Raw genomic sequence first — 25,543 nt, forward strand, 5'->3', positions numbered from 1 at the left:
CATCGTTCCGAAACAGGCGCCGCGCTAAACGCCCGCTCCTCGCAACGAGGCGGAGCAAACCTTGCGCTCCGGCAAATCATCAAATCTCTCAAGGAGCGAATAATGGACTGGTACTCGGCCGTTAAATTTCTGCATATCGTCTCGGCGATCCTCTGGGTCGGCGGCGGCTTCACGCTGATGCTGCTCGCAGTACGCGCCGACCGCGCCGGGAACGTCGAAGGCATGCTGCAGGCGATGCGCGCCACCGGCGAGCTCGGCAACCGGTTCTTCGCGCCGATGTCGATGCTGACATTGCTTTTCGGCCTCATCATGTGCGGCCTCTGGGTCGGCTTTTCCGATCTGTGGGTGCTGATCGGCCTTGCCGGTTATGCGACGACCTTCTGCATCGGCATGTTCATCTTCAAGCCGACTGCCGACCGCATGGCAGGCATGATCGCCAAGGAGGGTGTGACGCCGGCAGTGCTTGCCCAGGGCCAGCGCGTCCTCAGCGCCGCGCGTTTCGACTATTCGGTGATGCTGGTGATCATCGCGGACATGGTGCTGAAGCCGACGCTGCACGACATCACCATTCTGGGCTGCATGGCGCTCGTACTGGCAACCGGCATTGCCCTGGCGCTTGGCAGGACGCGGCAGTTGCTGCCGAGTGCCGCCTGAGGTGTAAGGATATCCGGCGGCGGCCGAATGGGGCCGCCGTCTTACAGGAGGCCGGCGATGCCGTCCCACAGAAGCTTGACCGCGACGACCGCTACGGTCGCATAGGTGAAGGGATAGAACAGCTCCGGCCGCATCCGCCGCACCAGCCAGGCGCCGGCGATGGTCGACAGCGGCGCCAGCGGCATCAGCACCGCCGATGCGGTCAAATTGGTGGTGTCGAACTGGCCGAGCGCGAAATAGGGGATGAGCTTCAGCGCGTTGGTGACGGCGAAAAAGATCGCCGCGGTGCCCGACAGCACCTTCGGATCGAGCCTGATCGGCAGCGCATAGACCTGAAAAGGCGGCCCGCCGACATGGGCGACGAAGCTGGTGAACCCGGCAACAGTACCCCAGAAGCCGGCGGCGACGCGGTTGGGCTCCGCCGCGTGGCCGGCACCGTGGCGGAGTTGCAAATAGAGCCAGCGCAGCACGAAGATCAGGGCAACCGCGCCGACGATCAGCCGCACCATCTCTTCGGTTACAAGTGCCGCCGTCAGCCAGCCAAGGGCGATGCCGATCACGGCGCCCGGCATCATGTCGGCCAGCATCTTGCGGTCGAAGATGCCCCACCACGTCCATACCGAGACAATGTCCATCAGGCACAGAATTGGCAGAAGGATTGCGGCAGCCTGAACCGGCGGCATGGTCAGCGCCATCAACGGCACGCCGACAAAGCCGACGGCGCCGCCGAAGCCGCCTTTCGACAGGCCGACGAGGATGACGGCCGGAATGGCCGCGGCATAGAACCAGGGATCGACGAGCAGGCCTGACATGGGGAAGGGACGCTGGAGGGAAAGTTGAACTCTGGAATAGACCAGAAATGGCCAGACCGCGACCGCAAATATGTGGGCCACGCCACCGAAACCCGTCACATGTTTGGCATGTCGAGCGGCGGCGGGCGTCTCCGGATCGGCTGCGCCTTGATAATGGCGGTGCTGGTTTCGGCCTTGTCGGCGATGCGGTCGAGAATCCCGTCGAGCTCGCCGATCGAGCGGACGAACAGCCGGGCAACGAAGCAGTCATCGCCCGTCACCTTGTCGCATTCGCCGAATTCCGGGATTTCCTCGATCAGCTTCTGGACGATGTGCAGCTTGCCCGGCAATGGCCGGATGCGAACGATCGCCTGCAAGGCGTAGCCGAGCGCCTGCGGATCGATGTCGATGGTGAACGCGCGGATGACGCCGCGATCCTCAAGCCGCCGAAGCCGCTCCGAAACGCTTGGCGACGACAGCCCGACCTGCAGCGCCAGTTCCTTCAGCGAGGTCCGTGAATCCTTGACCAGGATATCGAGGAGCTTTCTGTCGAGCTCGTCCAGCATTTTACAATTCCAAGAAAAAAGCCGATGTCTACCTAATTAAATGAGGTTCGTCCTGCATATCACCAGCTGCAAGTCATGGAAATACCCGATCCGCCGTGGGATTATAAAATCTCAACGGGTTTCAGGAGCATCCATGGACAACACGGTACGCGGCACGATCGAAATGACGGCGGCGATGGCGATCCTCGGCACGATCGGCTGGTTCGTCGTCCTTTCCGGCCAGCCCATCATGGACGTGGTGTTCTGGCGCTGTGCTTTCGGGGCGGTAACGCTGCTGATCATCTGCGCGGCGCTGGGACTGCTGCGTGGCAGGCTGTCGCTTCGCATCGTCGCGATCGCGGCTCTCGGCGGTGCTGCCATCGTTATCAACTGGCTGTTGCTGTTCAGCGCGTTTTCCCGCGCGTCGATCTCGATCGCCACGGCCGTTTACAACACGCAGCCCTTCATGCTGGTGGGTTTTGGCGCGCTCTTCTTCTCCGAACGGCTGACGGTGACCAAGCTGACCTGGCTCGGCATCGCCTTCGCCGGCATGCTGCTGATCGTGCAGGCCGCGCCCGATGCAGGCGATCATGGTACGGATTACTTTACCGGCATTGCGATGGCGCTGGCCGCGGCTTTCTTCTGGGCCGTTGCGGCTATCGTCACCAAGAAGCTCAAAGGCACGCCGCCGCACCTGATCGCCCTGATCCAGGTCTGCGTCGGCGTTCTCATGCTGGCACCCGTCGCCAATCTCACCCACCTTCCCGCCGATGCGCGGAGCTGGGTCATGCTGGCGACACTCGGCATCGTCCATACCGGCCTGATGTACATCCTCATGTACGGCGCCATCCAGAAGCTGCCGACGCATCTGCAGGGATCGCTGTCCTTCATCTATCCCGTCGTCGCCATCCTCGTCGATGTCGTCGCCTTCGGCCATCGGCTGCATCCGGCGCAGATCGTCGGCGCCGCCGCCATCCTGGTCGCCGCGGCCGGCATGAATCTCGGCTGGTCGCTGTGGAAATCGAAGGTGCCTGCGTAGGGCCGCAGGCGACCAGGCGAGGAGAATTTCGGCCAACGGCAGTCATGCGCCGAGCCCTATGGAATCGTTGACGGCAATCGTGATCCCCCTGCCGCCTGTTCAATCCCCGCACTTTGCTCTATGCCGCAATGCAACCATCTTCGCCCGGCATAGGCGATAACCGGGATCGAACACCAATGAATGACGCAACGCCGCCCAACCGCTGCCGTATCGTGCTGATCGCGCCGCCGAACGTGCCGGCCGAGCGCATCGCCGCGGCCTTCGAGGGCGGTGACGTCGCCTCGCTTATCCTGCCGGAAAACGGTATGGACGAGGCCTCTTTCCAAGCCTTTGCCGAGCAGATCGTGCCGGTGGCGCAAGCGGCCGGCATTGCCGTCATCATTGCCGGCGACACCCGCATCGCCGGCCGCGTCCAGGCCGACGGCATTCATGTCGAGGTCGGCAAGGACGAGCTCGCCGAAACGATCCAACACTTCCAGGCCAGGATGATGGTCGGCACCGGCGGCGCCAAGACCCGCGACGATGCGCTGGAACTCGGCGAAGTCAGGCCTGATTACATTTTCTTCGGCCGTTTCGGCTACGACAACAAGCCTGAGCCGCACCCGCGCAACCTGTCGCTCGGGCAATGGTGGGCGGACGTCATCCAGATCCCCTGCATCGTCATGGCCGGATCCGATCTTGCCTCGGTGGAAGCGGTCGCCGCCACCGGCGCTGAATTCGTGGCGCTGTCCAGCGCCGTCTTCGCCGACGACGTCGATCCGAAGATGGCGGTCGCCGCCGCCAACGCGCTGCTCGACGAAACCGCGCCGCGCTTCGAGGACTGACGTGCTCTCGCGGAAAATCCTTTTCAGCGCCTTTCTTGCAACGGCCGTGACGCAGGCGATAGCGGCGGAACCCGTTCCGCTGCCGCAGCCCAGGCCGGATTCCAGCGAACCTGCCGACAAGCCGATCGCCGCACAATTGCCGCAGCCCGCCACCACCACCCCGTTGCCGTCGGCCGACACCATCAACCCCGACCGCTTCGGCGCAAAGCCGTCCGACGCTGCCTATGGCGCCTTTCAGCGCGGACTCTACAAGACGGCCTACAACCTTGCGCTTTCGCGCGCTCAAAACGGCGATCCGGCGGCACAGACGCTGGTGGCCGAGATATTGTCGCGCGGCCTCGGCGTGCCGGTCGACGCGGCAGGGGCGGCGAAGTGGTATGCGCTTGCCGCCGAGCAGGGCGTCCCGGAATCGCAATTCCAGTATGCGCTGATGCTGCTCGACGGCCGCTACGTCAAAAAGGACGAGAAGGAGGCCTATGCGCTGATGCAGGCCGCCGCCGAGGCCGGCAACCGCCTGGCGCAGTTCAATTTTGCGCAGCTGATGGTCGAACAAGAGCCCGGCGATGCCGGTATTGCCAAAGCCGTATCCTATTACGAGCGCGCTGCCGCGACCGGGCTTGCCGACGCACAATATGCGATGGCACAGGTCTACGCCAATGGCGCCGGCGGCAAGCCGCGCGACGATGTCCGCGCCCGCAGCCTGCTGGCACAGGCCGCGCGGCAGAACTACGACACGGCACAGATCGATCTCGCAACCTGGATGATCGAGGGGCGCGGCGGCGCCCGCGACCTGAAATCCGGCTTCAACTGGATGAAGCAGGCCGCCGAGGGCGGCAATGTCGCCGCCCAGAACCGTCTCGCCAAGCTCTACATGAACGGCATCGGCACCGACCCGGATCTGATCCTCGCTGGCGCCTGGTATGTTGTCGCCCGCCGCGCCGGGCTCATCGACCAAGAGATGGACGATTTCCTGCAGGGCCTGACCGACGACCAGACGCAGCAGGCGCTGCAACGGGCCAACCGCCTGCCCTGACCGCGGTCTCGAGACTCATCGCACCGGGCTCGTCAGGCGGGCTCATTGGGTATGATCGAGCACGACCTTGCCGAAGGGCGAGCCGTGTTCAAGGTACCGAAAGGCTTCGGCGGCCCGGCTCCATGGCACGACCCGGTCGATCACCGGTCTCAACCGGTTGACGACAATGGCTCGGTTCATCGCCTCGAAGGATTCGCGTGAGCCCACCGGTATGCCTCGCGCCCGGACCTGCCGGCGGAAGATGTCGAGCGGGTTGATGGCGCCGTCACTGCCGCCGAGATAGCCGATGACGTTGATCTGGGCGCCGCGCGCCGCTGCCCTCAGCGATTGTGCAAAACTCTGCGGTCCGCCAACCTCGATGATATGGTCGGCCCCGCGGCCATCCGTCAATCCCAGCACGGCCGATGCCCAGTCGGGGACGCTGCGATAGTTCACGCCGTCCTGCGCGCCAAGTTGCCTCGCCCGCGCAAGTTTCTCGTCGCTGCTCGACGTCACGATGACGCGCGCGCCGGCAGCGGCGGCGAACTGCACCGCAAACAGCGAAACGCCGCCGGTGCCGAGGCAAAGCACGGTGTCGCCGGGTTTGACGCTGCCCTCCGTAAACAGCGCGTGCCATGCCGTCACGCCGGCGCATGGCAGCGTCGCCGCTTCGGGGTCGCTCAGATTGGCCGGCGCCAGCACCGCCGCCTGTTCGTCGAGCCGGGCAAATTCGCTGAGCAGCCCGTCGATCGGGCCGCCGCGTTGATAGGAGGGCTCGGCCATCGCGAAACTGCCGCCGACCCAGCGTTGCCAGAACGTGCCGCAGACCCGGTCGCCGATCTTGAACCGGCTGACCTCGGCGCCGATGGCAACGACTTCGCCGACGCCGTCCGACAGCGGCACCAGCGGCAATGCAAACTTCGTGTGATAGCTGCCGCGGACGATCTCGGCATCGCGGTAGTTCAGCGCCGTCGCCTTGACCTTCACAATCATCTCCTGGCGCCCTGGCTCAGGCATCGGCCGCTCGACCATTCTAAGGTTCTCGAGGCCGCCCGGGCTCTGCAATTCGATCGCCTTCATCGTCGTTCCTTTCCAGCTGGGTCCTGCCAGAGGAAAATCGCTTGCCATCCATCGGATTTCAAATTCATAATGTTCAGGATAATTATGCTTCTCTGACATGTTCGGGTGTGTCGTGCTTGAAGAACTGAAAACACTGGCGCTCTTTGCCGAGGAGGGTTCGATTCAGAAGGTGGCGCAACGCCTGCCATTGACGCAGCCGGCCGTCACCCGCCAGATCCAGCGGCTGGAGGAGATGCTCGGCACGGAATTGCTCGACCGCCGGCTAAAGCCGTCGCGACTGACCCCGGCCGGCGTAGAGGTGCTGGCACGCGGCAAGGACATTCTCGCCGCCGTCGACGCGCTGAGATCATTCGCCAAGGGCGACGAGCCGGGGGGCCTGCTGCGGCTCGGCCTCGCGCATGGACTTTGCGACAAAGCCGTGGCCGCCGCCATTGGTGATGCCGTGGCGCGGTTTCCGAAGGTCTCGCTGCGTCTGAAGAGCGGCTGGAGCCTTGAGCTGGCCGACCAGCACAAGCGCGGACAGCTTGACCTCGCCGTCATCCTGGACGGCAGCAATTCCAAAGCTGGCGACGGCGTTGTCGGAACCGAGGCCCTCGGCGTCATCGCTGCCGAAAGCACTGTCCGGCAAGCCGACGTCAAGACCATGCCCTGGATCCTCAGCCCTGAGCCTTGCGACGCGCGCCGGCGGCTGGCGGCTGCCCTGGCCGAGGGCGGCCACAGGTTGATGGTCGGCGCCGAGATTCAGGACAGCGCGCTGCAGATCGACTGGGTTCGTCGAGGCCAAGGCCTTGGCCTGCTGCCCAGGCGGCTGCTGCGGGAAAAGCTGCCGCAGGGCATTGCCCTGGTCGACGCTCCCGGCCTCGAGCTGTCGCTGCGAATTGTCGTCCTGCGTTCGCCGCACCTGCATCTTTTGAGAGAGGTCGCCGACGCAGTGACCGAGGCCGTCACCGCGACTGTCAGGACGGACTGAGGCCGCCACGCCGCGCTGCCGGGCCAGCTTCGTTCCCGCTTCATCGGAAGGCGCTCCTTGCCTCTGCTGGCGATTTGTGGTCTTGGAGGCGCCAAATTGCCCTTTGCGGCGATCATCTCATTTCCGGATCACCTCACCATGGCCAAGATCAATGGCAACGAAATCCGTCCCGGCAACGTCATCGAGCATGATGGCGGCCTTTGGGTGGCGGTCAGGACCAACACCGTCAAACCCGGCAAGGGCGGCGCCTACAACCAGGTCGAACTCAAGAACCTGATCAACGGCACCAAGCTCAACGAGCGCTTCCGTTCGGCCGAGACGGTCGAGCAGATCCGGCTCGATCTGAAGGATTTTTCCTTCCTCTACGAGCAGGGCGACGCGCTGGTGTTCATGGACACCGAAAGCTACGAGCAGCTCGAATTGCAAAAGGAGTTCGTCGGCGATCGCGCCGCCTTCCTGCAGGACGGCATGATGGTGACGGTCCAGCTCTATGACGAAAGGCCGATCGGCATTTCGCTGCCCGACCAGGTGACGCTGACCATCACCGAGGCCGACCCGGTGGTGAGGGGCCAGACGGCAGCCTCGTCCTACAAGCCGGCGATACTCGAAAACGGCATCCGCGTGCTGGTGCCGCCGTTCATCGGCTCGGGCGAGCGCATCATCGTCGATACCAACGAAATCACTTACGTGCGCCGCGCCGACTAAGGCGTGATCCCAAAGAGTTGCAGACTTTTTGGATAAGATCATGCGTCAAGGCAAATAGGCGCAGCGACAGGAAGAACAGCAATGGCGCGTTCCGCGATCCTCAATGTCATGGTCCAGGCCGCAATGAAGGCCGGCCGCTCGCTGTCGCGTGACTTCGGCGAAGTGCAGAACCTGCAGGTCTCGATGAAGGGGCCGGGCGACTATGTCAGCCAGGCCGACCGCAAGGCCGAAGACATCGTCTTTGCCGAACTCTCCAAGGCGCGGCCCGGCTACGCCTTCCTGATGGAGGAACGCGGCGTGATCGAGGGCGACGACGGCCAGCACCGCTGGATCGTCGACCCGCTCGACGGCACCACCAATTTCCTGCACGGCATTCCGCTCTTTGCCGTTTCGATCGCGCTGGAGCGCCAGGGCCAGATCGTCGCCGGCGTCGTCTACAATCCGGCGATGGATGAGCTCTATACCGCCGAGCGCGGCGGCGGCGCTTTCATGAACGACCGCCGGCTGCGCGTCGCCGGCCGCACCAAGCTGGTCGATGCGGTGATCGGCTGCGGCATGCCGCATCTCGGGCGTGGCCAGCACGGCAATTTCCTCATCGAGTTGCGCAATGTCATGGCCGAGGTCTCTGGCGTCCGCCGTCTCGGCTCCGCCTCGCTCGATCTCGCCTACGTCGCCGCTGGCCGCATGGACGGGTTCTGGGAAACCGGCCTGTCGGCCTGGGATGTCGCCGCCGGCATTTTGCTGATCCGCGAGGCAGGCGGTTTCGTCTCCGATTTCGCCGGGGGACAGGATGTGCTGAACGCCGGTTCACTGGTCGCCGGCAACGAACTCATCCAGCGCGCGCTGTTGAAGACTATCAAAAGGCCACTCTCAGCCGGCTGATAGAGGCACGCCGCGCTGAACCGCCGCAGTCGCAAAACCGCAACCAAAGCTTGAAATACTGTCCCGCTGCCGCCCAGATAAGGTGGCGCAGGATCATCGATGACGAACAGCCGGCCCCAACCCCAGAGCGAACTCTCCCAGCTCGACATTCCCTTCATGGGGCGCTGGCATTACTCGCGCGCCGAGATCATCGCCGACGGCATTGTCCACGCCGTGGGCATCGTGCTGGCGATCGCTGCCGGCTCGACGCTGCTGGCACTGGCCGCCTATCGAACCGGCCCCGGCGAATACATCGCCGCCGCCTTCTATGTAGTCTCGCTGCTCACCGTGCTGTCGGTTTCGCTGGCCTACAATGTCTGGCCGGTGTCGTCGCCGGCAAAATGGATATTGCGGCGCTTCGACCATGCCGCGATCTATCTGCTGATCGCTGCCACCTACACGCCTTTCCTGGCGCAGCTCGGCGGCGCGCCGCTGGCCGTTTCCATGATCGTCCTGGTCTGGACCGCCGCGGCGGTCGGCATCGCCATCAAGGTCTTTCTTCCCGGCCGTTTCGACCGGCTGGCTATCGTCTTCTACCTAGCCATCGGCTGGAGCGGTATCGTTCTGGTGGAGCCGCTCGTGCGGACGCTGCCGGCGACATCGATCGCGCTCATCGTTGCCGGCGGCATCGTCTACTCCTGTGGCGTGATCTTCTTCGCCTGGAAGGGCCTGCGCTTCCACAATGCGCTGTGGCATGGCTTTGTCGTCACCGGCGCCGGCCTGCATCTGGCCGCAATGGTCGACTGCCTGGTCATCAACCGGCTTTGACCTCCGGTCGCGGACAGTGGCAATATTGCCAAGCGCCATTCAATTTCGTCACAATTCCGTTTAGAGTCGCAAACACAAATTGATCGGCGGCGACGGCATCGGAAACGGGGCACGGATGACTCTTCTCAGATCCTTCGGCATGGGCAGGCGCTCCGACGTTCTGATCTACGACCCGCACAAATTGTCGAGCCCTCAGGTGTTTCTGCTGACCATGGTGATCTTTCTGTTCATCGTGGCCTTCATCGCCGCCATCCTGACCCGCCAGATCTCGACCGCCTTCGTCACCAATCCCGGCCTCAACGGCCTGATCATCGGCGTGCTGGCGGTCGGCATCCTGCTGGCCTTCGTCCAGGTCGGCCGGCTGTTCCGCGAGGTGCGCTGGGTCAACTCGTTCCGCGCCGGTTCCGAAACCACCGAACCGGTGCTGCTGGCGCCGATGAAGGCGATGATCGGCCGCTCCTCGACGATTGCCTTCTCGACCAGTTCGATGCGCACCATGCTGGATTCGATCGCCACCCGGCTCGACGAAAGCCGCGACACGTCGCGCTACCTTGTCGGACTGCTGGTGTTCCTCGGCCTGCTCGGCACTTTCTGGGGCCTGCTCAACACGATCGGCTCGATCCGCGAAACCATCGAGTCGCTCGACCCCGGCACCGGCGATGCGGCGGCCGTGCTCGAATCCCTGAAGCAGGGGCTTTCCGCTCCGTTGGCCGGCATGGGCACCGCCTTCTCGTCCTCTCTGTTCGGCCTCTCCGGCTCGCTGGTGCTCGGCTTCCTCGACCTGCAGGCCGGCCGCGCCCAGACGCGCTTCTATACCGAACTCGAAAACTGGCTATCCTCGGTCACCGACCTGTCCTCCGACATCGTCGTTGCCGACTCGGCCAAGACCGAACCCTCCGAGGAAATCCGGCTGTTGTCGGAAAAGCTGCGCACCCTGCAGGAGAATGGCGGCGGCTCCAATCCGCGCGTCGCCACCGCCATGGCCAATCTCGCCGACGGCATTTCCGGCCTGGTCAAGAACATGCGCTCGGAACAGCAGATCATGCGCGACTGGGTCGAGGCCCAGTCGGACGAGCAGAAGGCGATGCGCAACACCCTGGAGAAGATCGCCGACGCCTTGAAGAAGCCTGGAGTGCATTGACGTGGCGTTGGCACGAGGCCGGCGCTCCGACCGCCGCATCGATTACTGGCCGGGGTTCGTCGATGCGCTGTCGACGCTGCTGTTGGCGATCATGTTCCTGCTGACTGTTTTCGTGCTGGCGCAGTTCCTGCTCGGCCGCGAGATCTCCGGCAAGGACACGGTGCTCAACCGCCTCAATTCGCAGATCAACGAGTTGACCCAGCTTCTGGCGCTGGAACGCTCGACGACGCAGGACAAGGAGGACACCCTTGCCAATTTGCAGGCATCGCTGTCTGCATCGGAGGCGGAAAAGAGCCGGCTCGAGCAATTGCTGGCGCAAGGCGCCGGTGCCGGCGATGCCGCCAACCAGCGCGCGACGGCACTTTCCGGCGAGCTCGACAGCCAGCGCCAGATCAGCCAGCAGGCGTTGAGCCAGGTCGAGATCCTCAACCAGCAGATTTCGGCGCTGCGCAGGCAGATCGCAGCGCTCGAACAAGCGCTCGACGTGTCCGAAACGCGCGACCGCGAATCCAACACCAAGATCGCCGATCTCGGCCGCCGCCTCAACGTCGCACTGGCGCAACGCGTGCAGGAGCTGAACCGCTACCGCTCCGATTTCTTCGGCCGCTTACGTGAAATTCTTGCCGACCGCGAGAACATCCGCATCGTCGGCGACCGCTTCGTCTTCCAGTCGGAAGTGCTTTTCCCGACCGGCTCCGAGGTGATCAACGATGCCGGCAAGGTCGAGATGAAGAAGCTTGCCGATGCCATCATCGAATTGCAAAAGGAAATCCCGCCGGAGATCAACTGGGTGCTGCGCGTCGATGGCCACACCGACAACAAGCCGCTCTCCGGCACCGGCCGCTACCGCGACAATTGGGAATTGTCGACGGCGCGCTCGACATCGGTGGTCAAGTTCCTGATCGAGAACGGCGTGCCGGCCAACCGGCTGGTCGCGGCCGGCTTCGGCGAATTCCAGCCGCTCGACCCCGCCGATACCGAAGAGGCGCGCAACAAGAACCGCCGCATCGAGTTGAAGCTGACCGAGCGGTGATCTGCAAGCCTTTGGCTTGTATCATGCGCCAGGTCGGGCCGGCTCGAGCCGGCTCAAGTCGGCGGCATTTAGGGCACTGGTGCGGCAGCGGCAAGAGCTGAAAAAATTACCATTTTTTAATTACACTTTGCCGCCGTGGCCTTTAGCCTTGGTCATGGGCCGAGAACCGCCGGCGGTGGAACCGCTCATCGCGACGCGACGGAACCTGACGGCCCGCGGCCGGAAGGCAGGACCCTCCCAACCACCGCCTTCCCCAGTAAAGGAGACGCAACCATGCGCTTCTTCGCTCCCAGGAATCTCAGGACTGCTACGCTCGCCACACTTTTCCTCGCCGTTCCGTTTGCTGGCGCTTACGCCGGCCCGCGTGCGACGGCCTTGATCAATCAGATCCAGAGCGTGGAGACGGGTATCCAGGGCGCCATCCGGGCGAACAAGCTCGAGCCGGGCGAGGCGCGCGACTTGCGCACGCAGGTCGCTCAACTCGATCGGGCCGCCCAGAGGGCCGCTCGCCGTGGAACGATGCCGAGCACGCAATATCAGCAGTTGATGGCGCAGCTCGACGATGTCAGCCAAAAGCTGCGCGCTGACACCGGCAGTGCCTTCCTCATCGGCAACGGCGCCGATGGCGGATACTATCCCAACGGCTATGGCCCAACTTATCCAGGCGGCTGAAATCGGCCGCAATGCCCGGCGCTGTGGTAATTGATTTTGCCCATGATCCTTTTCCAGCTTTCGGTTCAGGGATCATGCGCTAGTCCAACGCCAGCGCAAATCAGCGCCAGTACTGCCGGCACTGTCTCGATGAACAGGGATTTTGCGCCCGCCGTTGCCGCCGTAAAGGCCGGCGACGGCGACGCAGAGCAAGAAGAAGACTACTGAAAACCGGCTTCGCCGAGGTAAAGCCCCAGGTCAGGCCGGCTGCGAGAAAGCCGTCGTAAAGCCCTGATTGGCCGCAAGCACTTTCGAGGCCCTGGCGAATTCCGGCGTCAGCCTGAACACCATGTGGCCGCGCGGCGTGTCCCACAGCACCATCTCCAGATAGGCGATGCAGAGGTGGATCACGGCCACCAGCCCGACCAGCACATTGGCGATCATTTTTCGTCTCCCCCATCGCGGTCTGCCGCCGCCGGACGACATTGATCACGCACGCCACCGCTTCCGCGAGGTGCCTTTCGACCGTTGCGGCCGGCAGTCGATGCATCGGTCGCGGACGGTCTTCAGGGGTTGCCAACAGTTTTGCATTGGTATCTTTTCCCGCCGTCAAATCAGCGGAACCCACAATGTCCTTTCAAAAACTCGACGACCTCGGCCACAAGCTCGAAGCACTGGAACACGCCCTCGCCATCCTCGGCGCCGACGAGGCGACCCATATGGCGGTCGGCGGCGGCGAGAAGCGCGCAGAGGCAATGTCGGTGCTTGCCGGCATGCACCATGCCCGGGCGACTGCGCCGGAGATTGCCGACTGGATCGCGGCGGCCGAGCAGGAGGCGCTGAACGAAGAGCAGCAGGCCGCGGTCAGGGAATTCCGCCGGCAATATACCAACCTGACCTGCCTGCCGGTCGAGTTCGTCGAGCGCCAGACGACCGCGCGCATGCGCTCCGAGCAGCTCTGGCGCGACCTGCGGGCCAAGAACGACTGGGCCGGCTTCCTGCCGGCGCTGGAAGGCGTCGTGGCGCTGGTCCGCGAGGAGGCGGCCCTTCGCGCCGAGGTGCTCGGGCTCGAGCCTTACGACGCGCTGATGGAGCAATATGATCCGGGCAATCGCACCGCCGACGTCACGCCTGTGTTTGTCGAGTTGAAGACCTTCCTGAAAGGTTTCGTGCCGGAGGCACTGGCCGTGCAGGAAGAGCGGCTGGCGAAACATCCGCTGAAGCCGCTTTCCGGCAGCTACCCCTTGGACAAGCAGCGCGAGCTCGGCCTCGCCATGATGGCGGCAGTCGGCTTCGACCTCACCCACGGCTCGCTGGCGGTTTCGCACCATCCGTTCTGCGGCGGCGTGCCGAGCGACGTGCGCATCACCACCCGCTACAAGACCTCGGATTTCCTGTCGGCGCTGATGGGCGTGCTGCACGAGACCGGCCATGCGCTGTACGAGCAGAATCTGCCGAAGGCGTGGGCGCACTGGCCGCTGGGCAGAGCGCGCGGCATGGCGGTGCATGAAAGCCAGAGCCTGTTCGTCGAAAAGCAGATCGGCCGCAATCCAGAATTCTGGCGCTGGGCGCTGCCGGTGGTCGAAAGACACCTCGGCGAGCGCTCGACAATCGACGATATCCTGCCGCATGTGCACCGGGTCGAGCGCGGCCTGATCCGCGTCGATGCCGACGAGGTCACCTATCCGCTGCACGTCATCCTGCGCTACGAGCTGGAGCAGGAGCTTGTCTCGGGACGGCTGGAAGCAGCCGACCTGCCCGAAGCCTGGGATGCCAAGATGCGCGATTATCTCGGCCTGTCGACATCAGACAATCCGGCTGACGGTCCGATGCAGGACGTCCACTGGCCGGGTGCCGCTTTCGGCTATTTCCCCTCCTACACGCTGGGCGCCATGATGGCGGCGCAGCAATGGGCGGCGCTGACCAGGGATCATCCTTCAGCCGACGAAGACCTCGCCAAGGGAGATTTCGCCGCGATCAACGACTGGCGCCGCAAAAGGATCTGGTCGCAAGGCTCGCGCTGGTCGACACCGGAACTGCTCGAACGCGCCACCGGCGAAAAGCTCAATGCCGTGCATTTCACCGATCACCTGAAGAAGCGGTACGGGAACTGAGCCGCTTCGTCTATTCCAGGTTCTTGCCGCGGTGACTGCAGAAATCCGCGAAACTGGCCTTTACTTTGGTGGGAAAGCCTCTGAAAAAGGAGTTCTTCCAAGTTGGGCGAGCGTAGATGTCTGTCTGTTACAGTTTTCATAGGATGAAGTCTTTCTGGCCCCGCTTGGTATTTTTCATCTTATTGATCGGCCTGAGTTCTCCGGCCATGGCCGACGACATGGTTCTCAAGGGTCCGGCAGAAAGCTGGGTAAAGCAGCTTGATATTCCGGCTGCCGATCCCACCCGATCGGATCAAATCAAGAATGGCGTTTCATGGCTGCTCTCGGACGACCAGATCAAGCATCGCGCCGGCGGCTATGTCGAGTACTCGCGCACCGTCTATAAAATCGTCGACCGTCCCGGCCTGGATCGTGGCGCGAGTATCGATCTGCAGTTCGATCCGTCCCGGCACAAGGTCACGCTCAACCATCTTCACATCATCCGCGATGGCGCCGTTTTGGACCGGCTGGAAGGTGTCGAATTCGACATCTTCCGCAGGGAAAGAGACGCCGAGAAGGGTGTCTTCGACGGCTGGCTGACAGCACATGTCAACATCGATGATGTGCGCACCGGCGACATCGTCGACTACGGGTCGACCTATGAGATAACGCCGCTGGTCGGCAAGGACCTTTTCTTCAAGAATTTCTCCACCGAATGGGAAGAGCCGGTAGCGCTTATCCGCACAAGCATCATTTGGCCTTCGGACCAGCCGCTCCAGATCAAGACACGGGGAACCCGACTCAAGCCCTCAATCTCCCCGACTGGACCGGACACCACCTATCTGTGGGAGATTCCAAACCCGAAACCGGTCAATGTCGAGGACAACCTGCCCGTGACCTATCCAGGCTGGGGCTCCATCGATGTCGCGTCTACCGCGAATTGGCAAAGTGTGGTCGATGCCGTTGCGCCCTATTACAAGCCAGCGACCGTTTTTCCCCCGGCTTTTGCCGCAAAGCTCGACGACATCGCTCTGCGGCATCCGGTGCCCGAAGACCGGATGGTCGAGGCAATGCGGCTGGTGCAGGACCAGATCCGCTATGTAAGCCTGTCGATGGGTGCCGGTTCCTACGTTCCGCGTGATCCCGCGACGGTCATCCTGAGCGGGTTCGGTGACTGCAAGGACAAGGCCCTGCTGCTGGTTTCGTCGCTTGTGCGGCTTGGCATTGCTGCCGAGGTCGCCTTGGCCGATCTCGACGAGGGACGGGCCCTGGACCAGCATCTGCCGGCGCTCCGCGATTTCGACCATGCCATCGTCAAGGCAAGGATCGGAGCAAAGACATATTGGCTGGACGCCACGAACTATCTTCAGGGCGGCAGGGCGCACAATCTCGCACAGCCCGACTACGGCTTCGCGCTGCCGCTTTCCAGCACCGGCGGGTTGGAGAAGATGCCGAGCCCTGTGCTTACCAGCCCATCGATCCAGATCGCCGAGGAATTCGACTTTCCGCGGAAACCGGGCGATCCCCTCGTGCTGACGGTCTTCTCGACATATGAGGACGCCGATGCCGATTGGATGCGCGGCAATTTCGCCAGCCGGTCGCTGAGCGAGGTGTCGGACGCCTACCTGAAATACTACAACAAGCAATATCCGGGCATCCAAACCATCGCCAAGCCGGAAATCGTGGATCGCCGCGACGGCAACATAGTGAGCGTGAAGGAAAGTTATCGCTTGCCGGCGGAGGCGCTGGCGGCCAACGATCTGGCAAAGAATTTCCCGATCCGCGCGGCCGATCTCGGCAACAACTCTCTTCCAACCCCGACAATTGTCGACCGAACCGGGCCCGTCTCCCTCGGCCCCCAGTTCTATCGCCGCCACAAGGTGACCGTGCGCAACCTCAAGGCGAGGTTTTCCGGCGAGTCGATGAAAAACGTCGTGACACCCTATCTGTCTCTCAAGGCATCCTGGTCCAACACGCCCACCGAATTTCAAGTTGAATGGAATTTTCAGACGCTGGCGACTGAAGTACCGGCCAAGGCGATTGCCGATTATCTGAAAACCGTCGATGACCTCGCAGACCAGGTTCGCTGGCAGTACGATTTTACCTATGAAGAGCCGCCTGCCGATGTGCAGCTCAGCGATCCGGCAAAGGAGCAGCGACAGACCGTCGCCAGCATGCTTTTGTTGTCGTTGCTTGTCGGCGTTCCCCTGTTCATCGCCTATCGACGTGGCAAACGCCGAGCTTTCGGTAGCTGAAGAATCTCGGCGGCCGCTGGGCACCATGACCCCGAAAAGTGGCTGCCGGTTTTCGGAAGAGATCATGGTCAAACAAGAAGATGGAGCCTCATCTCGATTTCATCGGGATGAGCGATGCTACTCTGCCGCGCCCCTGAAAGCATTCGCCCCGGTATCGAACTGCAGCTTGGCCAGCCGCGCATAGATGCCGCCCTTGGCGACCAGGCTCTGATGCGTGCCTTCCTCGACGATGCGGCCGCCATCCATGACCAGGATGCGATCGGCCTTCAGCACGGTTGCCAGCCGATGGGCGATGACGATCGTGGTGCGGCCCTGCATCAGCCGGTCCAGCGCCGTCTGCACCAGCGTCTCGCTTTCGGCATCTAGCGCCGAGGTCGCCTCGTCGAGCAGCAGGATGGGCGCATCGCGCAAAATGGCGCGGGCGATCGCCACGCGCTGGCGCTGGCCGCCCGACAGCGTCACGCCGCGCTCGCCGACCTGGCTGTCATAGCCCTTTTCGAGTTTCAGGATGAACTCGTCGGCAAGCGCGTCCTTCGCCGCCGCCTCGATCTCGGCCTGGCTGGCGCCAGGCCGGCCAAAGCCGATATTGTCGCGCGCGCTTGCGGCAAAGATGGTGACGTCCTGCGGCACGATGGCGATGCGCGCGCGGATCGCCGCCGGATCGGCCTCGCGCAGATCGACCCCGTCGATGATGATCCCGCCGGACTCCGGATCGTAGAAGCGCAGAAGCAGCGAAAACACGGTGCTCTTGCCGGCGCCCGAGGGTCCGACGATCGCCACCGTCTCGCCGGGTTTGACCTGAAAGCTCAGGCCATGGACGGCGGCGCGGTCGGGCCGGGCCGGATAGGAGAAGGAGACATCGTCGAAGCTGATCGCACCTCTCGCCTTTGCCGGCAGCGGCTTCGGATCGGCGGGCGCCTGGATCGCGGGTTTCTCGGCCAGGATCTCGGTCAGCCGTTCGGCAGCGCCCGCTGCCTGGGACAGTTCGCCCCAGACCTCCGACAGGGCGCCGAGCGCGCCGGCGGCGAACACCGAATAGAGCAGGAATTGACCGAGCGTGCCCGGCGACAGCGTGCCGTCGAGCACGTCGCGCGAACCGAACCACAGCACCGCCACGACTGAGGAAAAGATCATGAAGATGGCAAAGAAGGTGAGAAAGGAGCGGGCAAAGATCGAGGCCCGCGCCGCTTCGAACGCTGCTTCCACGGCGGACGAAAAATATCTGGTTACAAGCTTCTCGTTGGTGAAGGCCTGCAGGGTGCGCACCGCGCCGATCTGCTCGCTGGCATAGGCGGTGGCATTGGCAAGCGTATCCTGCGCCAGCCGTGACTTGCGCCGCACCGAGCGGCCGAAGGCGACCAGCGGCAGCACGATTAGCGGAATGGCCGCGATGACCAGGCCGGACAGTTTTGGGCTGGTGAAGACCATCATCGCCACGGCGCCAAGGCCGAGGATGACGTTGCGCAAAGCCACCGAGGCGGTAGCACCGACGGCCGATTTGACCTGTGTCGTGTCGGCGGCGAGCCGCGAGACGATCTCGCCCGACTGGGCTGTATCGAAGAACGAGGGCGACAGCGTGGTGACGTGGGCAAAGACATCGCGGCGGATATCGGCAACGACGCGCTCGCCGAGCGTGATGACGAAATAGTAGCGGCTGGCCGATGCCGCCGCCAGCACGGCGGCCATCACCACCAGCATGGCGAAATATTCGGCAATGAAGCTGGAATCGGAAGCGGAAAAGCCGTGATCTATCATCCGCCGCACGGCCAGCGGCAGCGCCAGCGTCGTCGCCGCCGCGACGGCCAGTGAGACGATCGCGCCGATGACCATTTTGCGGTAATGGGTGATGTAGGGAAACAGGCGCTGCAGCGGCTTCAGCGAGCGCCTGCGCTCGTCTGCATCGCCGCTGATGTTCGCCATGACCGTTTCCTTTGGCCCTTTGAGGCTTGCGCCATCAATATGCGCTTGCCGCGGCCTTGTGATTCAATTCCGGCTGATGTATAGGCTCGCCGACCGTTTTAGAAGCCGTGGCTCCTCAATAGCTGCGGCTTCGAGTTTTAAAAAGGGGCGCATCGACGCATGCTTCAGCCCGTCGGCAGCACCCGGCAAGCCAGGAACAGACCCATGAAGACCGATATCCATCCCGACTACCACACCATCAAGGTCGTCATGACCGACGGCACCGAATACATGACCCGTTCGACCTGGGGCAAGGAAGGCGATACGATGAACCTCGATATCGACCCCACCACCCATCCGGCCTGGACCGGCGGCCAGCAGACCCTGCTCGACCGCGGTGGCCGCCTGTCGAAGTTCAAGAAGCGTTTCGAAGGCTTCGGCCTCTAAGCCGCATTGGCATTTCGCAGATCGAGAAACCCGCCTTCGTGGCGGGTTTTTTGTTGGGAAAATACGGCCCTACCCGCCGAGCAACTCGCGCAGGGCCATCCGCTTGTAGGCAGCAACCAGCCGGTCGCCTTCTTGCCGCCCGACCGAGATCGCCAGCCGCATTGCGGCCTCGCCCATCTGCCAGATGAGAAACGCCGTCGTTTCGAGCGCTTCCGGATCGGCGGACGGCCGCAGCCGTTTCAGCACGGCCGTAAGGAATTCGGCGTTGGCCCGGCTGTCGGCGAGCTCGAGTTCGCGCAGCGCCTTGTCGGCCTGCGTGCCCGACCAGATGTCGCGCATCACCGGCTCCGCCAGGAACATTCCGTAGTAGATATCCACCAGTTCCGAAAATGCCCGGCGCAGGCCTTCGGCGTCATTGACCTCGGCTAGCGCTGCCGCAATGCAGGCCTGGCTTTCGGCGGTGTAGCGTTCGGCCAGCGCCCAGATGATCGCCCTCTTGTCGGGGAAGAACTGATAGAGCGAGCCGATCGACACACCGGCCCTCTCGGCCACCTCGCCCATGCGCATGGCGTCGCTGCCTTGCTCGGCGATCAGCGCCGAGGCGGCGGCCAACATCCGCTCGACCCGCTCGCGGCTGCGCTGCTGGCTCGGTGCCCGGCGCGGCGATGCGATCTGCTCGTTGCGGGAACCCGGTGCAGCGGTGCCTTCCATGACTGTCTCCAGAAAAATGGCTTGACTGAGAAAATACGAGGGTTTATCACGTTTTGCAAATGTGAGGATCATTCATATTTTTAGACGACACACCAATCGAACTGCTCGAATCTGAAGCCGGAGGAACTGACATGATCATGAAACTGCTTCCCACCCTCACCTTCGTCGCTGCCATTGGCTCAGGCGTTGTCGGCGGCGTTTTCTTCGCCTTCTCCAACTTTATCATGCCGGCGCTCGCCCGCTTGCCTGCCGGAGGCGGCATCGCCGCCATGAATTCGATCAACATCACCGTGATTACGCCGGCATTCATGACCGCGCTTTTCGCCACCGGGCTGGTCTGTCTTGTCCTTGCCGCCGGCGCTCTTATCGGCTGGAGCCAACCGGGTTCGTTCTGGCTCCTCGCCGGCGCCCTGATCTACCTCGTCGGCAACCCGATCGTGACGATGATGTTCAACGTGCCGCTCAACAACGCCCTGGCCGCGGTCGATCCGGCAAGCGCCAACGGCGCCGCGGTATGGGCCACCTATCTCAGGGACTGGGTGATGTGGAACCATGTCCGCACCATCACCGCCATCGTGGCGCTGGGCTGCTTCATCTTCGCATGGCGGTGAATGCAGGACGGAAGTCCTAAAAGGCCGTCAGGCAGGGTCTTTTGACTTATGGCCCTTGCGGTCGGCATGGCCCAGATCGCGATCCGGATCGATGACGTCGCGAACCAGTTGCTTGAGCTTTGCGGCGTCGGGAAAACCGCCGTCACGCTTGCGGTCCCAGACCAGCGTGTCATTGCAGGAAATGGTGAAGATGCCGCCGGTGCCGGGCACCAGCGTCACTTCGCCCAGATCGGTGCCGAAGGTGGACAGCAGCTCCTGCGCCATCCAGCCGGCCCTGAGCAGCCACTGGCACTGGATGCAATAGGTGATACGGACTGTGGGCAGCGCGTGTTGGATCATGCCGCGCTGAGCTTTGCCAAGGTCTCCTCGTCGACCTCGAAATTGGCGTAGACGCTCTGCACGTCGTCGTCGTCCTCGAGCGTCGCGACCAGCTTCATCAGTGATTGTGCCCGCTCCTCGTCGACCGCGATATTGGTCTGCGGCTTCCAGATCGGCTTCACCGATTCAGCCTCGCCAAGCGCGCCTTCCAGTGCCTTCGACACCTCGCCGAGATTCTCGAAGGCGCAGTAGATCGTGTGCCCGTCCTCGTCCGACTGGACGTCGTCGGCGCCGGCCTCGATCGCCGCGTCCATCACCTTCTCGGCGCTGCCGGCCGATGCCGGATAGTAGATCTCGCCGACGCGGTCCCACATGAACGATACCGAGCCGGTCTCGCCCATCGCCCCGCCCGCCTTGGTGAAGGCAGCGCGTACATTCGACGCCGAGCGGTTGCGGTTGTCGGTCAGCGTCTCGACGATCAGCGCGACGCCGCCTGGCCCGTAACCCTCGTAGCGCACGGCTTCGTAGGTCTCGGCATCGCCCATCGACGCCTTGTTGATGGCGCGCTGGATATTGTCCTTCGGCATCGACACCGCCTTGGCGTTCTGCACCGCAAGGCGCAGGCGCGGGTTCATCGATGGATCGGGCGTGCCGCTCTTGGCGGCGACGGTGATTTCGCGCGCCAGCTTGGAAAACATTTTCGACCGCACCGCATCCTGGCGGCCCTTGCGGTGCATGATGTTCTTGAACTGTGAATGGCCAGCCATGGCACCCCTGTCATCTTCTCGGCTAGAGCATCTGCCGCCTGGTGAACCACCCGGCATCTTGCAAAAATGCTCGAATTCAAAATTTCAGAACGTCCTGCTGCGTCCCTGACGGACGGACGGCGCTCGCTGTCGGAATGGCCGGCTTATAGATAAATCGGCTCAATTCGTCCAGCCGCGCCATTGCTGCCGGCACGCAAGGCTTTCAAGATCCGAAAATCGGCAGGCTTCGGCAAACCTTTCATCCCTCAAGATCGGATTTCAGCCGGTCGAGGATGCCGATCGCGTGCGTGGCATATTGACTGATCCAGCGGTCGTGGATGTGCTTGATCGGCAGCGCGTTGAGATGGTTCCAGCGTTCGCGCCCCTCGCGCCGCGCCACGACCAGGTCGGCCTCCTCCAGCACCTTCAGGTGCAGCATGACCGTGCAACGGTCCATGTCGGGGAAGGCATCGCACAACATGCCGGTGGTCTGCGGCGCATCCTTCAGCCGGTCGAGCAACGCACGCCGGCGCGGATGCGCCAGCGCCTTGAAAACATTGTCGTCCCGCGATTGGCTTGACATGTTATATTTCTATAACATATCTTTGTGCCATTCAAGGAAGGAGCTGTGGATATGTCTCTTGGATTCAGGGTTTCTGGCCGCATCGGCAAACCCGTCGCCGAAGTCTTCGATGCGGTCGTCAATCCGAAGAAACTTAGCGGCTACTTCACCACGATCGGCGGCGCCAGCGCACTGCTGGTGGCGGGCGCCACCGTCATCTGGTGGGGCAAGGTTCCCGTCGAGGTCGACGAGGTGAAGAAAGACAGCCGCATCGTGCTGCGCTGGGATGCCACCGACGCCGACGGCAAGCCAGCCTACAAGACCCGCATCGAGATGAATTTCGAGCCGCTCGACGATGGCGGCACCTTCGTCACCATCGCCGAAACCGGCTGGCACGAGAACGCGGTCGGCCTGAAGAAATCCTACCTCAATTGCGAGGGCTGGTCGCAGATGCTGGCCTGCATGAAGGCCTATGTCGAATACGGCATCAATCTGCGCGACGGCTATTACCGCAGCGAGATGAAGGGCGAGCCGGCCAACGAGAACAACATCTGAGAGCAAATGGAGTAAGAATGACCGCGAAGATCACCGGCGGCATCAACATCGCGATGAAGGTCCCGCCACATCAATACCAGGCAACGATCGCCTTCTATCGCGACGTCATCGGCCTGAAGCCATTCACGGCCAAATCGCCGGCCATCGGGTTCGAACTCGGTCCCAATCGACTGTGGATCGACGAGGCGCCGATGATGAGCCAGGCCGAGATCTGGCTGGAACTGTTCACCGATGATTTTCCAGGCGCGGCGGAGCATCTCGCCGAGGCCGGCGTCGTGCGCTGCGATGCCATCGAGGCACTGGGTGAAGGCTTTCGCGGCGGCTGGATCACCAATCCGGCCAACATCATTCACCTCGTACGCGAACCCGATGCCTGGTGAACAGGGCGGCGCCGTGGAAAGGAGGACGCTATGAAAATCCGTGAAACACCGACCGCCGAAGCCGGCATGCTGATAAGGCGGCCGGTCGCCGACGTATTCGAAGCCTTCGTCGATCCGGCGATCACGACGAAGTTCTGGTTCACCCATGGCAGCAACAGGCTGGACAGCGGCAACAAAGTTCGCTGGGAATGGCGCATGTATGGCGTCTCGACGACGATCAATGTCAGTGAGATCGTCGATAACAAGAAGATCGTCATGCAATGGAGCGATCCGCCGACTACGGTGGTCTGGACTTTCGAGGAGATGCCGGGCAACACGACCTTTGTCGAGGTCCGCAATTTCGGCTTTGCCGGCAGCCCTGACGAGCAGGTCAAGCAGGCGATCGGCTCGACCGGCGGTTTTGCGCTGGTGCTCGCCGGCGCCAAGGCGTGGCTGGAGCAAGGCGTGATGCTCGGCCTGATCGGCGACCGCCACCCGAAGGACGTTCCAGCAAATTAAGTAACGGCGAGCCAAGATCGGCTGGCAACAGACCGCGAATGCTCAGGAACGCCGCTTTTCCTGCTCTAGCACATGACGGCGGAGCACGCGGTTGATCTCCGTTTGATAGCCACCGCCTTCGACATGCTCCTTGAACCAGGACAGCACATCAGCGTCAAGCCGAATGGTCACCGGCTGCTTTAGTGGCCGGTAGAGGTGCCCTCGGCGAGCATGAACCCAATTCTCGGCCGAAGTTTCCGGAATGTCGGACGTGTCAATTTCGCTGTCAGGCAAATCTGCCAAATTGGCGAGCTGGTTGCGCTGATCTTGGCTAAGTTCCTTCCTGCTCATAGCGCCTCCATTCATGCGGCGTTGCTTTCCGGACACCGACAATCCGAATTCGTTCCTCATCTTCGAGATCGGGATAAGTGTGAACAACGAGCAGTACCACCAGCCCTCATCCCGATCGCATGCCACCTTTGCTCGCCATCTTCAAACCGGTCAGGCACAATCAGATGAAGCGGATCCTTGAAGACATCTTTGGCGAGATCGAACGCAACACCATGCTTCGCACGGTTGCGCTTGGCCTTCTCGGGATCCCATCCAAATCGCAATATGGCGGCACCGTTATTTACAAAATTGTACGCACAATTCTGTAAGAGTCAAGTCAATGCCCGCCCCCGCCCTTTGCCTTCTTCCGCCGCCGAGCCAGCATGTTGAGCCCTTCGACCAAGGCCGAAAAACCCATGGCGGCGTAGATGTAGCCTTTCGGCACGTGGTAACCCATGCCGTCGGCGATCAGCGTCATGCCGATCATCAGCAGGAAGCCGAGGGCCAGCATGACGATGCTGGGGTTCCTGGCGATGAAATCGGCCAGCGGCCCGGCCGCCAGCATCATCACGCTCACCGCCACGATCACCGCGATGTACATGATCGCGATTTCGTCGGTCATGCCGACGGCGGTGATGATCGAGTCGATCGAGAAGACGAGGTCGAGCAGCAATATCTGGAAAATCGCGCCGGCCAGCGAAAGCTGCAGCGTCTCGCCCATCATGGTGTCCTGGTGATCATCGAGATCAACCGTGTGGTGGATCTCCTTGGTCGCCTTCCAGACGAGAAACAGGCCGCCGGCGATCAGGATCAGGTCGCGCCATGAAAAGCCGTGGCCGAAGGCGGTGAATATCGGCGTCGTCAGTTGGACGATGATCGAGATGGTGGCCAGCAGGATCAGCCGCATCACCAGCGCGGCGGATATGCCGAGCCGCCGGGCGCGGGCCCGCTGCGCTACCGGCAATTTGTTGGTCAGGATCGAGATGAAGATCAGATTGTCGATGCCGAGCACGACCTCCAGCACGACCAGCGTCAGCAGCGCGACCCATGCCGTCGGGTCGGAGACAAAGGCGAAATGCGGCGCCAGGAATTCGACTAGCTGCATGGAGGTCGTCCCCTCTACGATCTAGAGCAGTTTCGCCGGCAATTGGGTACTGCAAGCGTCCATATCAATGTCACGACCAGAAGGATGGCGCCGTTTCCTCCAGCCGCGGGCCGCGGCGAAACGGCGCGATCCGTTCGGTCAGGCCGCTACGGTCGGAAATGTCGACGCCGACGCCGCACAATGTCGCCGGTCCGCTCGACGCCTCGAAGCGGCCTTTCGGCACCTTGGACAGGAACCGGTTGAGCGGCTCCTCCTTGTCCATGCCGAGCGAGGAATCGTAATCGCCGCACATGCCGGCATCGGAAATATAACCGGTGCCGCCATTGAGGATCTGGTGATCGCCGGTCGGCTGATGCGTGTGGGTGCCGACAACAAGGCTGGCACGGCCGTCGACAAAGTGGGCGAAACACATTTTTTCCGAGGTCGCCTCGGCATGGAAATCGATGACGATCGCATCGGCCTGCTCACCAAGCGGACAAGCGGCAAGTTCGCGCTCGCCGGCCTGGAACGGATCGTCGAGCTCGGGATGCATGAACACCCGGCCCATGATGTTGGCGACCAGCACGCGCGCGCCGTTCCTGGCGACGTAGACGCCTGAGCCGCGCCCCGGCGTACCCTTGGGGAAATTGGACGGACGCAGGAAGCGCTCTTCGCGCGGCGCGAAAATCAGCGCATCGCGCTGGTCCCAGACATGGTTGCCGGTGGTGACGACATCGGCGCCGGCCGAGATCGTCTCGCGAAAAATTTCCTCGGTGATGCCGAAGCCGCCGGCGGCGTTCTCGCCATTGACGATGACGAAGTCGAGTTTGAAATCCGAGATCAGGCCGGGCAGTTGTTCCCACACCGCCGTACGTCCTGTCTTGCCGACCATGTCGCCGAGGAAGAGAAGTCTCATATAAGCGTGATCCCGAACCGAAGGT

30 protein-coding genes and 1 pseudogene are annotated in these 25,543 nt (G+C 62.8%); 18 read left to right on the forward strand and 13 right to left on the reverse strand.

What is annotated here, in order from left to right:
- Positions 1 to 102: 102 nt before the first annotated feature.
- A complete protein-coding gene (locus NKH60_RS16665; RefSeq protein WP_352831329.1) occupies positions 103 to 654 on the forward strand; it encodes a DUF2269 family protein in 552 nt (183 codons plus the stop codon).
- 41 nt (positions 655 to 695) lie between these two features.
- Here the strand turns inward: NKH60_RS16665 and NKH60_RS16670 are convergent, their stop codons facing one another.
- Entirely contained in the window at positions 696 to 1,466 is a 771-nt protein-coding gene (locus NKH60_RS16670) for a sulfite exporter TauE/SafE family protein (protein WP_352450835.1), read from the reverse strand.
- A gap of 95 nt (positions 1,467 to 1,561) precedes the next feature.
- Complete coding sequence (locus NKH60_RS16675) at positions 1,562 to 2,011, reverse strand: Lrp/AsnC family transcriptional regulator (RefSeq protein WP_023678010.1); 450 nt, start codon at positions 2,009 to 2,011, stop codon at positions 1,562 to 1,564.
- A gap of 133 nt (positions 2,012 to 2,144) precedes the next feature.
- Here NKH60_RS16675 and NKH60_RS16680 point away from each other — a divergent pair, with 133 nt between their 5' ends.
- From NKH60_RS16680 to NKH60_RS16690, 3 genes are all read left to right on the forward strand, one after another.
- Positions 2,145 to 3,029, forward strand: coding sequence for a DMT family transporter (locus NKH60_RS16680; RefSeq protein ID WP_352831327.1), 885 nt, complete (start codon positions 2,145 to 2,147; stop codon positions 3,027 to 3,029).
- 176 nt (positions 3,030 to 3,205) lie between these two features.
- Entirely contained in the window at positions 3,206 to 3,853 is a 648-nt protein-coding gene (locus NKH60_RS16685) for a thiamine phosphate synthase (RefSeq protein WP_352737793.1), read from the forward strand.
- 1 nt (position 3,854) lies between these two features.
- Positions 3,855 to 4,886 (forward strand): tetratricopeptide repeat protein, encoded by a 1,032-nt coding sequence (locus tag NKH60_RS16690; RefSeq protein ID WP_352683356.1) that lies wholly within the window; start codon positions 3,855 to 3,857, stop codon positions 4,884 to 4,886.
- A gap of 42 nt (positions 4,887 to 4,928) precedes the next feature.
- On the opposite strand, the gene NKH60_RS16695 is transcribed toward NKH60_RS16690, so the two are convergent.
- Positions 4,929 to 5,945 (reverse strand): zinc-dependent alcohol dehydrogenase family protein, encoded by a 1,017-nt coding sequence (locus tag NKH60_RS16695; protein ID WP_352831325.1) that lies wholly within the window; start codon positions 5,943 to 5,945, stop codon positions 4,929 to 4,931.
- A gap of 112 nt (positions 5,946 to 6,057) precedes the next feature.
- Between NKH60_RS16695 and NKH60_RS16700 the strand changes: the two genes are divergently transcribed.
- From NKH60_RS16700 to NKH60_RS16730, 7 genes are all read left to right on the forward strand, one after another.
- Positions 6,058 to 6,915 (forward strand): LysR family transcriptional regulator, encoded by an 858-nt coding sequence (locus NKH60_RS16700; protein WP_352831324.1) that lies wholly within the window; start codon positions 6,058 to 6,060, stop codon positions 6,913 to 6,915.
- A 138-nt stretch (positions 6,916 to 7,053) separates the two neighbouring features.
- Positions 7,054 to 7,620, forward strand: coding sequence for an elongation factor P (gene efp / locus NKH60_RS16705; RefSeq protein ID WP_023678016.1), 567 nt, complete (start codon positions 7,054 to 7,056; stop codon positions 7,618 to 7,620).
- Positions 7,621 to 7,701: 81 nt separating this feature from the next.
- Positions 7,702 to 8,502 (forward strand): inositol monophosphatase family protein, encoded by an 801-nt coding sequence (locus tag NKH60_RS16710; RefSeq protein WP_023678017.1) that lies wholly within the window; start codon positions 7,702 to 7,704, stop codon positions 8,500 to 8,502.
- A gap of 99 nt (positions 8,503 to 8,601) precedes the next feature.
- Complete coding sequence (gene trhA / locus NKH60_RS16715) at positions 8,602 to 9,309, forward strand: PAQR family membrane homeostasis protein TrhA (RefSeq protein ID WP_352849965.1); 708 nt, start codon at positions 8,602 to 8,604, stop codon at positions 9,307 to 9,309.
- 115 nt (positions 9,310 to 9,424) lie between these two features.
- Positions 9,425 to 10,450, forward strand: a complete 1,026-nt coding sequence (locus NKH60_RS16720) for a MotA/TolQ/ExbB proton channel family protein (protein WP_352831320.1) — start codon at positions 9,425 to 9,427, stop codon at positions 10,448 to 10,450.
- Position 10,451: 1 nt separating this feature from the next.
- Positions 10,452 to 11,483 (forward strand): peptidoglycan -binding protein, encoded by a 1,032-nt coding sequence (locus NKH60_RS16725; protein WP_023678020.1) that lies wholly within the window; start codon positions 10,452 to 10,454, stop codon positions 11,481 to 11,483.
- Between the two features lie 273 nt (positions 11,484 to 11,756).
- Positions 11,757 to 12,155 (forward strand): hypothetical protein, encoded by a 399-nt coding sequence (locus NKH60_RS16730; protein WP_352831319.1) that lies wholly within the window; start codon positions 11,757 to 11,759, stop codon positions 12,153 to 12,155.
- A 65-nt stretch (positions 12,156 to 12,220) separates the two neighbouring features.
- Here NKH60_RS16730 and NKH60_RS16735 read toward each other — a convergent pair.
- Positions 12,221 to 12,578, reverse strand: a pseudogene (locus NKH60_RS16735) (DUF1304 domain-containing protein).
- A 185-nt stretch (positions 12,579 to 12,763) separates the two neighbouring features.
- On the opposite strand from NKH60_RS16735, the gene NKH60_RS16740 reads away from it, so the two are divergent.
- Positions 12,764 to 14,248, forward strand: coding sequence for a carboxypeptidase M32 (locus tag NKH60_RS16740; protein ID WP_352872740.1), 1,485 nt, complete (start codon positions 12,764 to 12,766; stop codon positions 14,246 to 14,248).
- Positions 14,249 to 14,454: 206 nt separating this feature from the next.
- Positions 14,455 to 16,482: a DUF3857 domain-containing protein gene (locus NKH60_RS16745; protein WP_352831315.1), complete on the forward strand. Its 2,028-nt coding sequence runs from the start codon at positions 14,455 to 14,457 to the stop codon at positions 16,480 to 16,482.
- 117 nt (positions 16,483 to 16,599) lie between these two features.
- On the opposite strand, the gene NKH60_RS16750 is transcribed toward NKH60_RS16745, so the two are convergent.
- On the reverse strand, positions 16,600 to 18,402 hold the full coding sequence (locus tag NKH60_RS16750; RefSeq protein WP_352831313.1) for an ABC transporter transmembrane domain-containing protein: 1,803 nt from the start codon (positions 18,400 to 18,402) through the stop codon (positions 16,600 to 16,602).
- 204 nt (positions 18,403 to 18,606) lie between these two features.
- On the opposite strand from NKH60_RS16750, the gene rpmE reads away from it, so the two are divergent.
- Positions 18,607 to 18,828 carry a 50S ribosomal protein L31 gene (rpmE, locus tag NKH60_RS16755; protein ID WP_006327661.1) on the forward strand — a complete coding sequence of 74 codons (222 nt, stop codon included), beginning with the start codon at positions 18,607 to 18,609 and terminating at the stop codon, positions 18,826 to 18,828.
- Positions 18,829 to 18,897: 69 nt separating this feature from the next.
- Here rpmE and NKH60_RS16760 read toward each other — a convergent pair whose 3' ends face one another.
- Positions 18,898 to 19,539 carry a TetR family transcriptional regulator gene (locus NKH60_RS16760; RefSeq protein ID WP_352831311.1) on the reverse strand — a complete coding sequence of 214 codons (642 nt, stop codon included), beginning with the start codon at positions 19,537 to 19,539 and terminating at the stop codon, positions 18,898 to 18,900.
- A gap of 131 nt (positions 19,540 to 19,670) precedes the next feature.
- On the opposite strand from NKH60_RS16760, the gene NKH60_RS16765 reads away from it, so the two are divergent.
- Complete coding sequence (locus tag NKH60_RS16765; RefSeq protein ID WP_352831309.1) at positions 19,671 to 20,150, forward strand: anthrone oxygenase family protein; 480 nt, start codon at positions 19,671 to 19,673, stop codon at positions 20,148 to 20,150.
- Between the two features lie 27 nt (positions 20,151 to 20,177).
- Here the strand turns inward: NKH60_RS16765 and NKH60_RS16770 are convergent, their stop codons facing one another.
- The 3 genes from NKH60_RS16770 to NKH60_RS16780 all read right to left on the reverse strand — a co-directional run bounded on the left by NKH60_RS16770 (position 20,178) and on the right by NKH60_RS16780 (position 21,797).
- Positions 20,178 to 20,489, reverse strand: coding sequence for an Rdx family protein (locus tag NKH60_RS16770; RefSeq protein WP_352540319.1), 312 nt, complete (start codon positions 20,487 to 20,489; stop codon positions 20,178 to 20,180).
- Positions 20,486 to 21,235 carry a YebC/PmpR family DNA-binding transcriptional regulator gene (locus NKH60_RS16775; RefSeq protein WP_352872744.1) on the reverse strand — a complete coding sequence of 250 codons (750 nt, stop codon included), beginning with the start codon at positions 21,233 to 21,235 and terminating at the stop codon, positions 20,486 to 20,488. The genes NKH60_RS16770 and NKH60_RS16775 overlap by 4 nt, the downstream gene beginning before the upstream one ends.
- 238 nt (positions 21,236 to 21,473) lie before the next feature.
- The gene (locus tag NKH60_RS16780; protein WP_352471223.1) at positions 21,474 to 21,797 is read right to left on the reverse strand and encodes an ArsR/SmtB family transcription factor; all 324 of its coding nucleotides are present in this window, start codon (positions 21,795 to 21,797) and stop codon (positions 21,474 to 21,476) included.
- A 51-nt stretch (positions 21,798 to 21,848) separates the two neighbouring features.
- On the opposite strand from NKH60_RS16780, the gene NKH60_RS16785 reads away from it, so the two are divergent.
- Genes NKH60_RS16785 through NKH60_RS16795 form a run of 3 tightly spaced genes read left to right on the forward strand, consistent with a single transcriptional unit; the run spans position 21,849 to position 23,209 of the window.
- Entirely contained in the window at positions 21,849 to 22,331 is a 483-nt protein-coding gene (locus tag NKH60_RS16785) for an SRPBCC domain-containing protein (protein WP_352574684.1), read from the forward strand.
- Positions 22,332 to 22,348: 17 nt separating this feature from the next.
- Positions 22,349 to 22,711 carry a VOC family protein gene (locus NKH60_RS16790; RefSeq protein WP_352540322.1) on the forward strand — a complete coding sequence of 121 codons (363 nt, stop codon included), beginning with the start codon at positions 22,349 to 22,351 and terminating at the stop codon, positions 22,709 to 22,711.
- A 30-nt stretch (positions 22,712 to 22,741) separates the two neighbouring features.
- Entirely contained in the window at positions 22,742 to 23,209 is a 468-nt protein-coding gene (locus NKH60_RS16795) for an SRPBCC family protein (protein WP_352831307.1), read from the forward strand.
- A gap of 42 nt (positions 23,210 to 23,251) precedes the next feature.
- On the opposite strand, the gene NKH60_RS16800 is transcribed toward NKH60_RS16795, so the two are convergent.
- From NKH60_RS16800 to NKH60_RS16815, 4 genes are all read right to left on the reverse strand, one after another.
- Positions 23,252 to 23,539 (reverse strand): BrnA antitoxin family protein, encoded by a 288-nt coding sequence (locus tag NKH60_RS16800; RefSeq protein ID WP_352450852.1) that lies wholly within the window; start codon positions 23,537 to 23,539, stop codon positions 23,252 to 23,254.
- A gap of 56 nt (positions 23,540 to 23,595) precedes the next feature.
- Complete coding sequence (locus NKH60_RS16805) at positions 23,596 to 23,802, reverse strand: BrnT family toxin (RefSeq protein WP_352768394.1); 207 nt, start codon at positions 23,800 to 23,802, stop codon at positions 23,596 to 23,598.
- A gap of 53 nt (positions 23,803 to 23,855) precedes the next feature.
- Positions 23,856 to 24,623 carry a TerC family protein gene (locus NKH60_RS16810; RefSeq protein WP_352454918.1) on the reverse strand — a complete coding sequence of 256 codons (768 nt, stop codon included), beginning with the start codon at positions 24,621 to 24,623 and terminating at the stop codon, positions 23,856 to 23,858.
- A gap of 70 nt (positions 24,624 to 24,693) precedes the next feature.
- Complete coding sequence (locus NKH60_RS16815; protein ID WP_352872747.1) at positions 24,694 to 25,518, reverse strand: TIGR00282 family metallophosphoesterase; 825 nt, start codon at positions 25,516 to 25,518, stop codon at positions 24,694 to 24,696.
- Positions 25,519 to 25,543 lie beyond the last annotated feature (25 nt).

The sequence above is a fragment of the Mesorhizobium sp. M1006 genome, assembly GCF_040318825.1.
In the GTDB taxonomy this organism is placed as follows: domain Bacteria; phylum Pseudomonadota; class Alphaproteobacteria; order Rhizobiales; family Rhizobiaceae; genus Mesorhizobium.

Bases quoted from the DNA above. Each gene is read 5' to 3' on its own strand.
- NKH60_RS16665 (WP_352831329.1), top strand. From the start codon at position 103: ATGGACTGGTACTCGGCCGTTAAATTTCTGCATATCGTCTCGGCGATC.
- NKH60_RS16670 (WP_352450835.1), bottom strand. From the start codon at position 1,466: ATGTCAGGCCTGCTCGTCGATCCCTGGTTCTATGCCGCGGCCATTCCG.
- NKH60_RS16675 (WP_023678010.1), bottom strand. From the start codon at position 2,011: ATGCTGGACGAGCTCGACAGAAAGCTCCTCGATATCCTGGTCAAGGAT.
- NKH60_RS16680 (WP_352831327.1), top strand. From the start codon at position 2,145: ATGGACAACACGGTACGCGGCACGATCGAAATGACGGCGGCGATGGCG.
- NKH60_RS16685 (WP_352737793.1), top strand. From the start codon at position 3,206: ATGAATGACGCAACGCCGCCCAACCGCTGCCGTATCGTGCTGATCGCG.
- NKH60_RS16695 (WP_352831325.1), bottom strand. From the start codon at position 5,945: ATGAAGGCGATCGAATTGCAGAGCCCGGGCGGCCTCGAGAACCTTAGA.
- efp (WP_023678016.1), top strand. From the start codon at position 7,054: ATGGCCAAGATCAATGGCAACGAAATCCGTCCCGGCAACGTCATCGAG.
- NKH60_RS16710 (WP_023678017.1), top strand. From the start codon at position 7,702: ATGGCGCGTTCCGCGATCCTCAATGTCATGGTCCAGGCCGCAATGAAG.
- trhA (WP_352849965.1), top strand. From the start codon at position 8,602: ATGACGAACAGCCGGCCCCAACCCCAGAGCGAACTCTCCCAGCTCGAC.
- NKH60_RS16720 (WP_352831320.1), top strand. From the start codon at position 9,425: ATGACTCTTCTCAGATCCTTCGGCATGGGCAGGCGCTCCGACGTTCTG.
- NKH60_RS16730 (WP_352831319.1), top strand. From the start codon at position 11,757: ATGCGCTTCTTCGCTCCCAGGAATCTCAGGACTGCTACGCTCGCCACA.
- NKH60_RS16740 (WP_352872740.1), top strand. From the start codon at position 12,764: ATGTCCTTTCAAAAACTCGACGACCTCGGCCACAAGCTCGAAGCACTG.
- NKH60_RS16745 (WP_352831315.1), top strand. From the start codon at position 14,455: ATGGCCGACGACATGGTTCTCAAGGGTCCGGCAGAAAGCTGGGTAAAG.
- NKH60_RS16750 (WP_352831313.1), bottom strand. From the start codon at position 18,402: ATGGCGAACATCAGCGGCGATGCAGACGAGCGCAGGCGCTCGCTGAAG.
- rpmE (WP_006327661.1), top strand. From the start codon at position 18,607: ATGAAGACCGATATCCATCCCGACTACCACACCATCAAGGTCGTCATG.
- NKH60_RS16760 (WP_352831311.1), bottom strand. From the start codon at position 19,539: ATGGAAGGCACCGCTGCACCGGGTTCCCGCAACGAGCAGATCGCATCG.
- NKH60_RS16765 (WP_352831309.1), top strand. From the start codon at position 19,671: ATGATCATGAAACTGCTTCCCACCCTCACCTTCGTCGCTGCCATTGGC.
- NKH60_RS16770 (WP_352540319.1), bottom strand. From the start codon at position 20,489: ATGATCCAACACGCGCTGCCCACAGTCCGTATCACCTATTGCATCCAG.
- NKH60_RS16775 (WP_352872744.1), bottom strand. From the start codon at position 21,235: ATGGCTGGCCATTCACAGTTCAAGAACATCATGCACCGCAAGGGCCGC.
- NKH60_RS16780 (WP_352471223.1), bottom strand. From the start codon at position 21,797: ATGTCAAGCCAATCGCGGGACGACAATGTTTTCAAGGCGCTGGCGCAT.
- NKH60_RS16785 (WP_352574684.1), top strand. From the start codon at position 21,849: ATGTCTCTTGGATTCAGGGTTTCTGGCCGCATCGGCAAACCCGTCGCC.
- NKH60_RS16790 (WP_352540322.1), top strand. From the start codon at position 22,349: ATGACCGCGAAGATCACCGGCGGCATCAACATCGCGATGAAGGTCCCG.
- NKH60_RS16795 (WP_352831307.1), top strand. From the start codon at position 22,742: ATGAAAATCCGTGAAACACCGACCGCCGAAGCCGGCATGCTGATAAGG.
- NKH60_RS16800 (WP_352450852.1), bottom strand. From the start codon at position 23,539: ATGAGCAGGAAGGAACTTAGCCAAGATCAGCGCAACCAGCTCGCCAAT.
- NKH60_RS16810 (WP_352454918.1), bottom strand. From the start codon at position 24,623: ATGCAGCTAGTCGAATTCCTGGCGCCGCATTTCGCCTTTGTCTCCGAC.
- NKH60_RS16815 (WP_352872747.1), bottom strand. From the start codon at position 25,518: ATGAGACTTCTCTTCCTCGGCGACATGGTCGGCAAGACAGGACGTACG.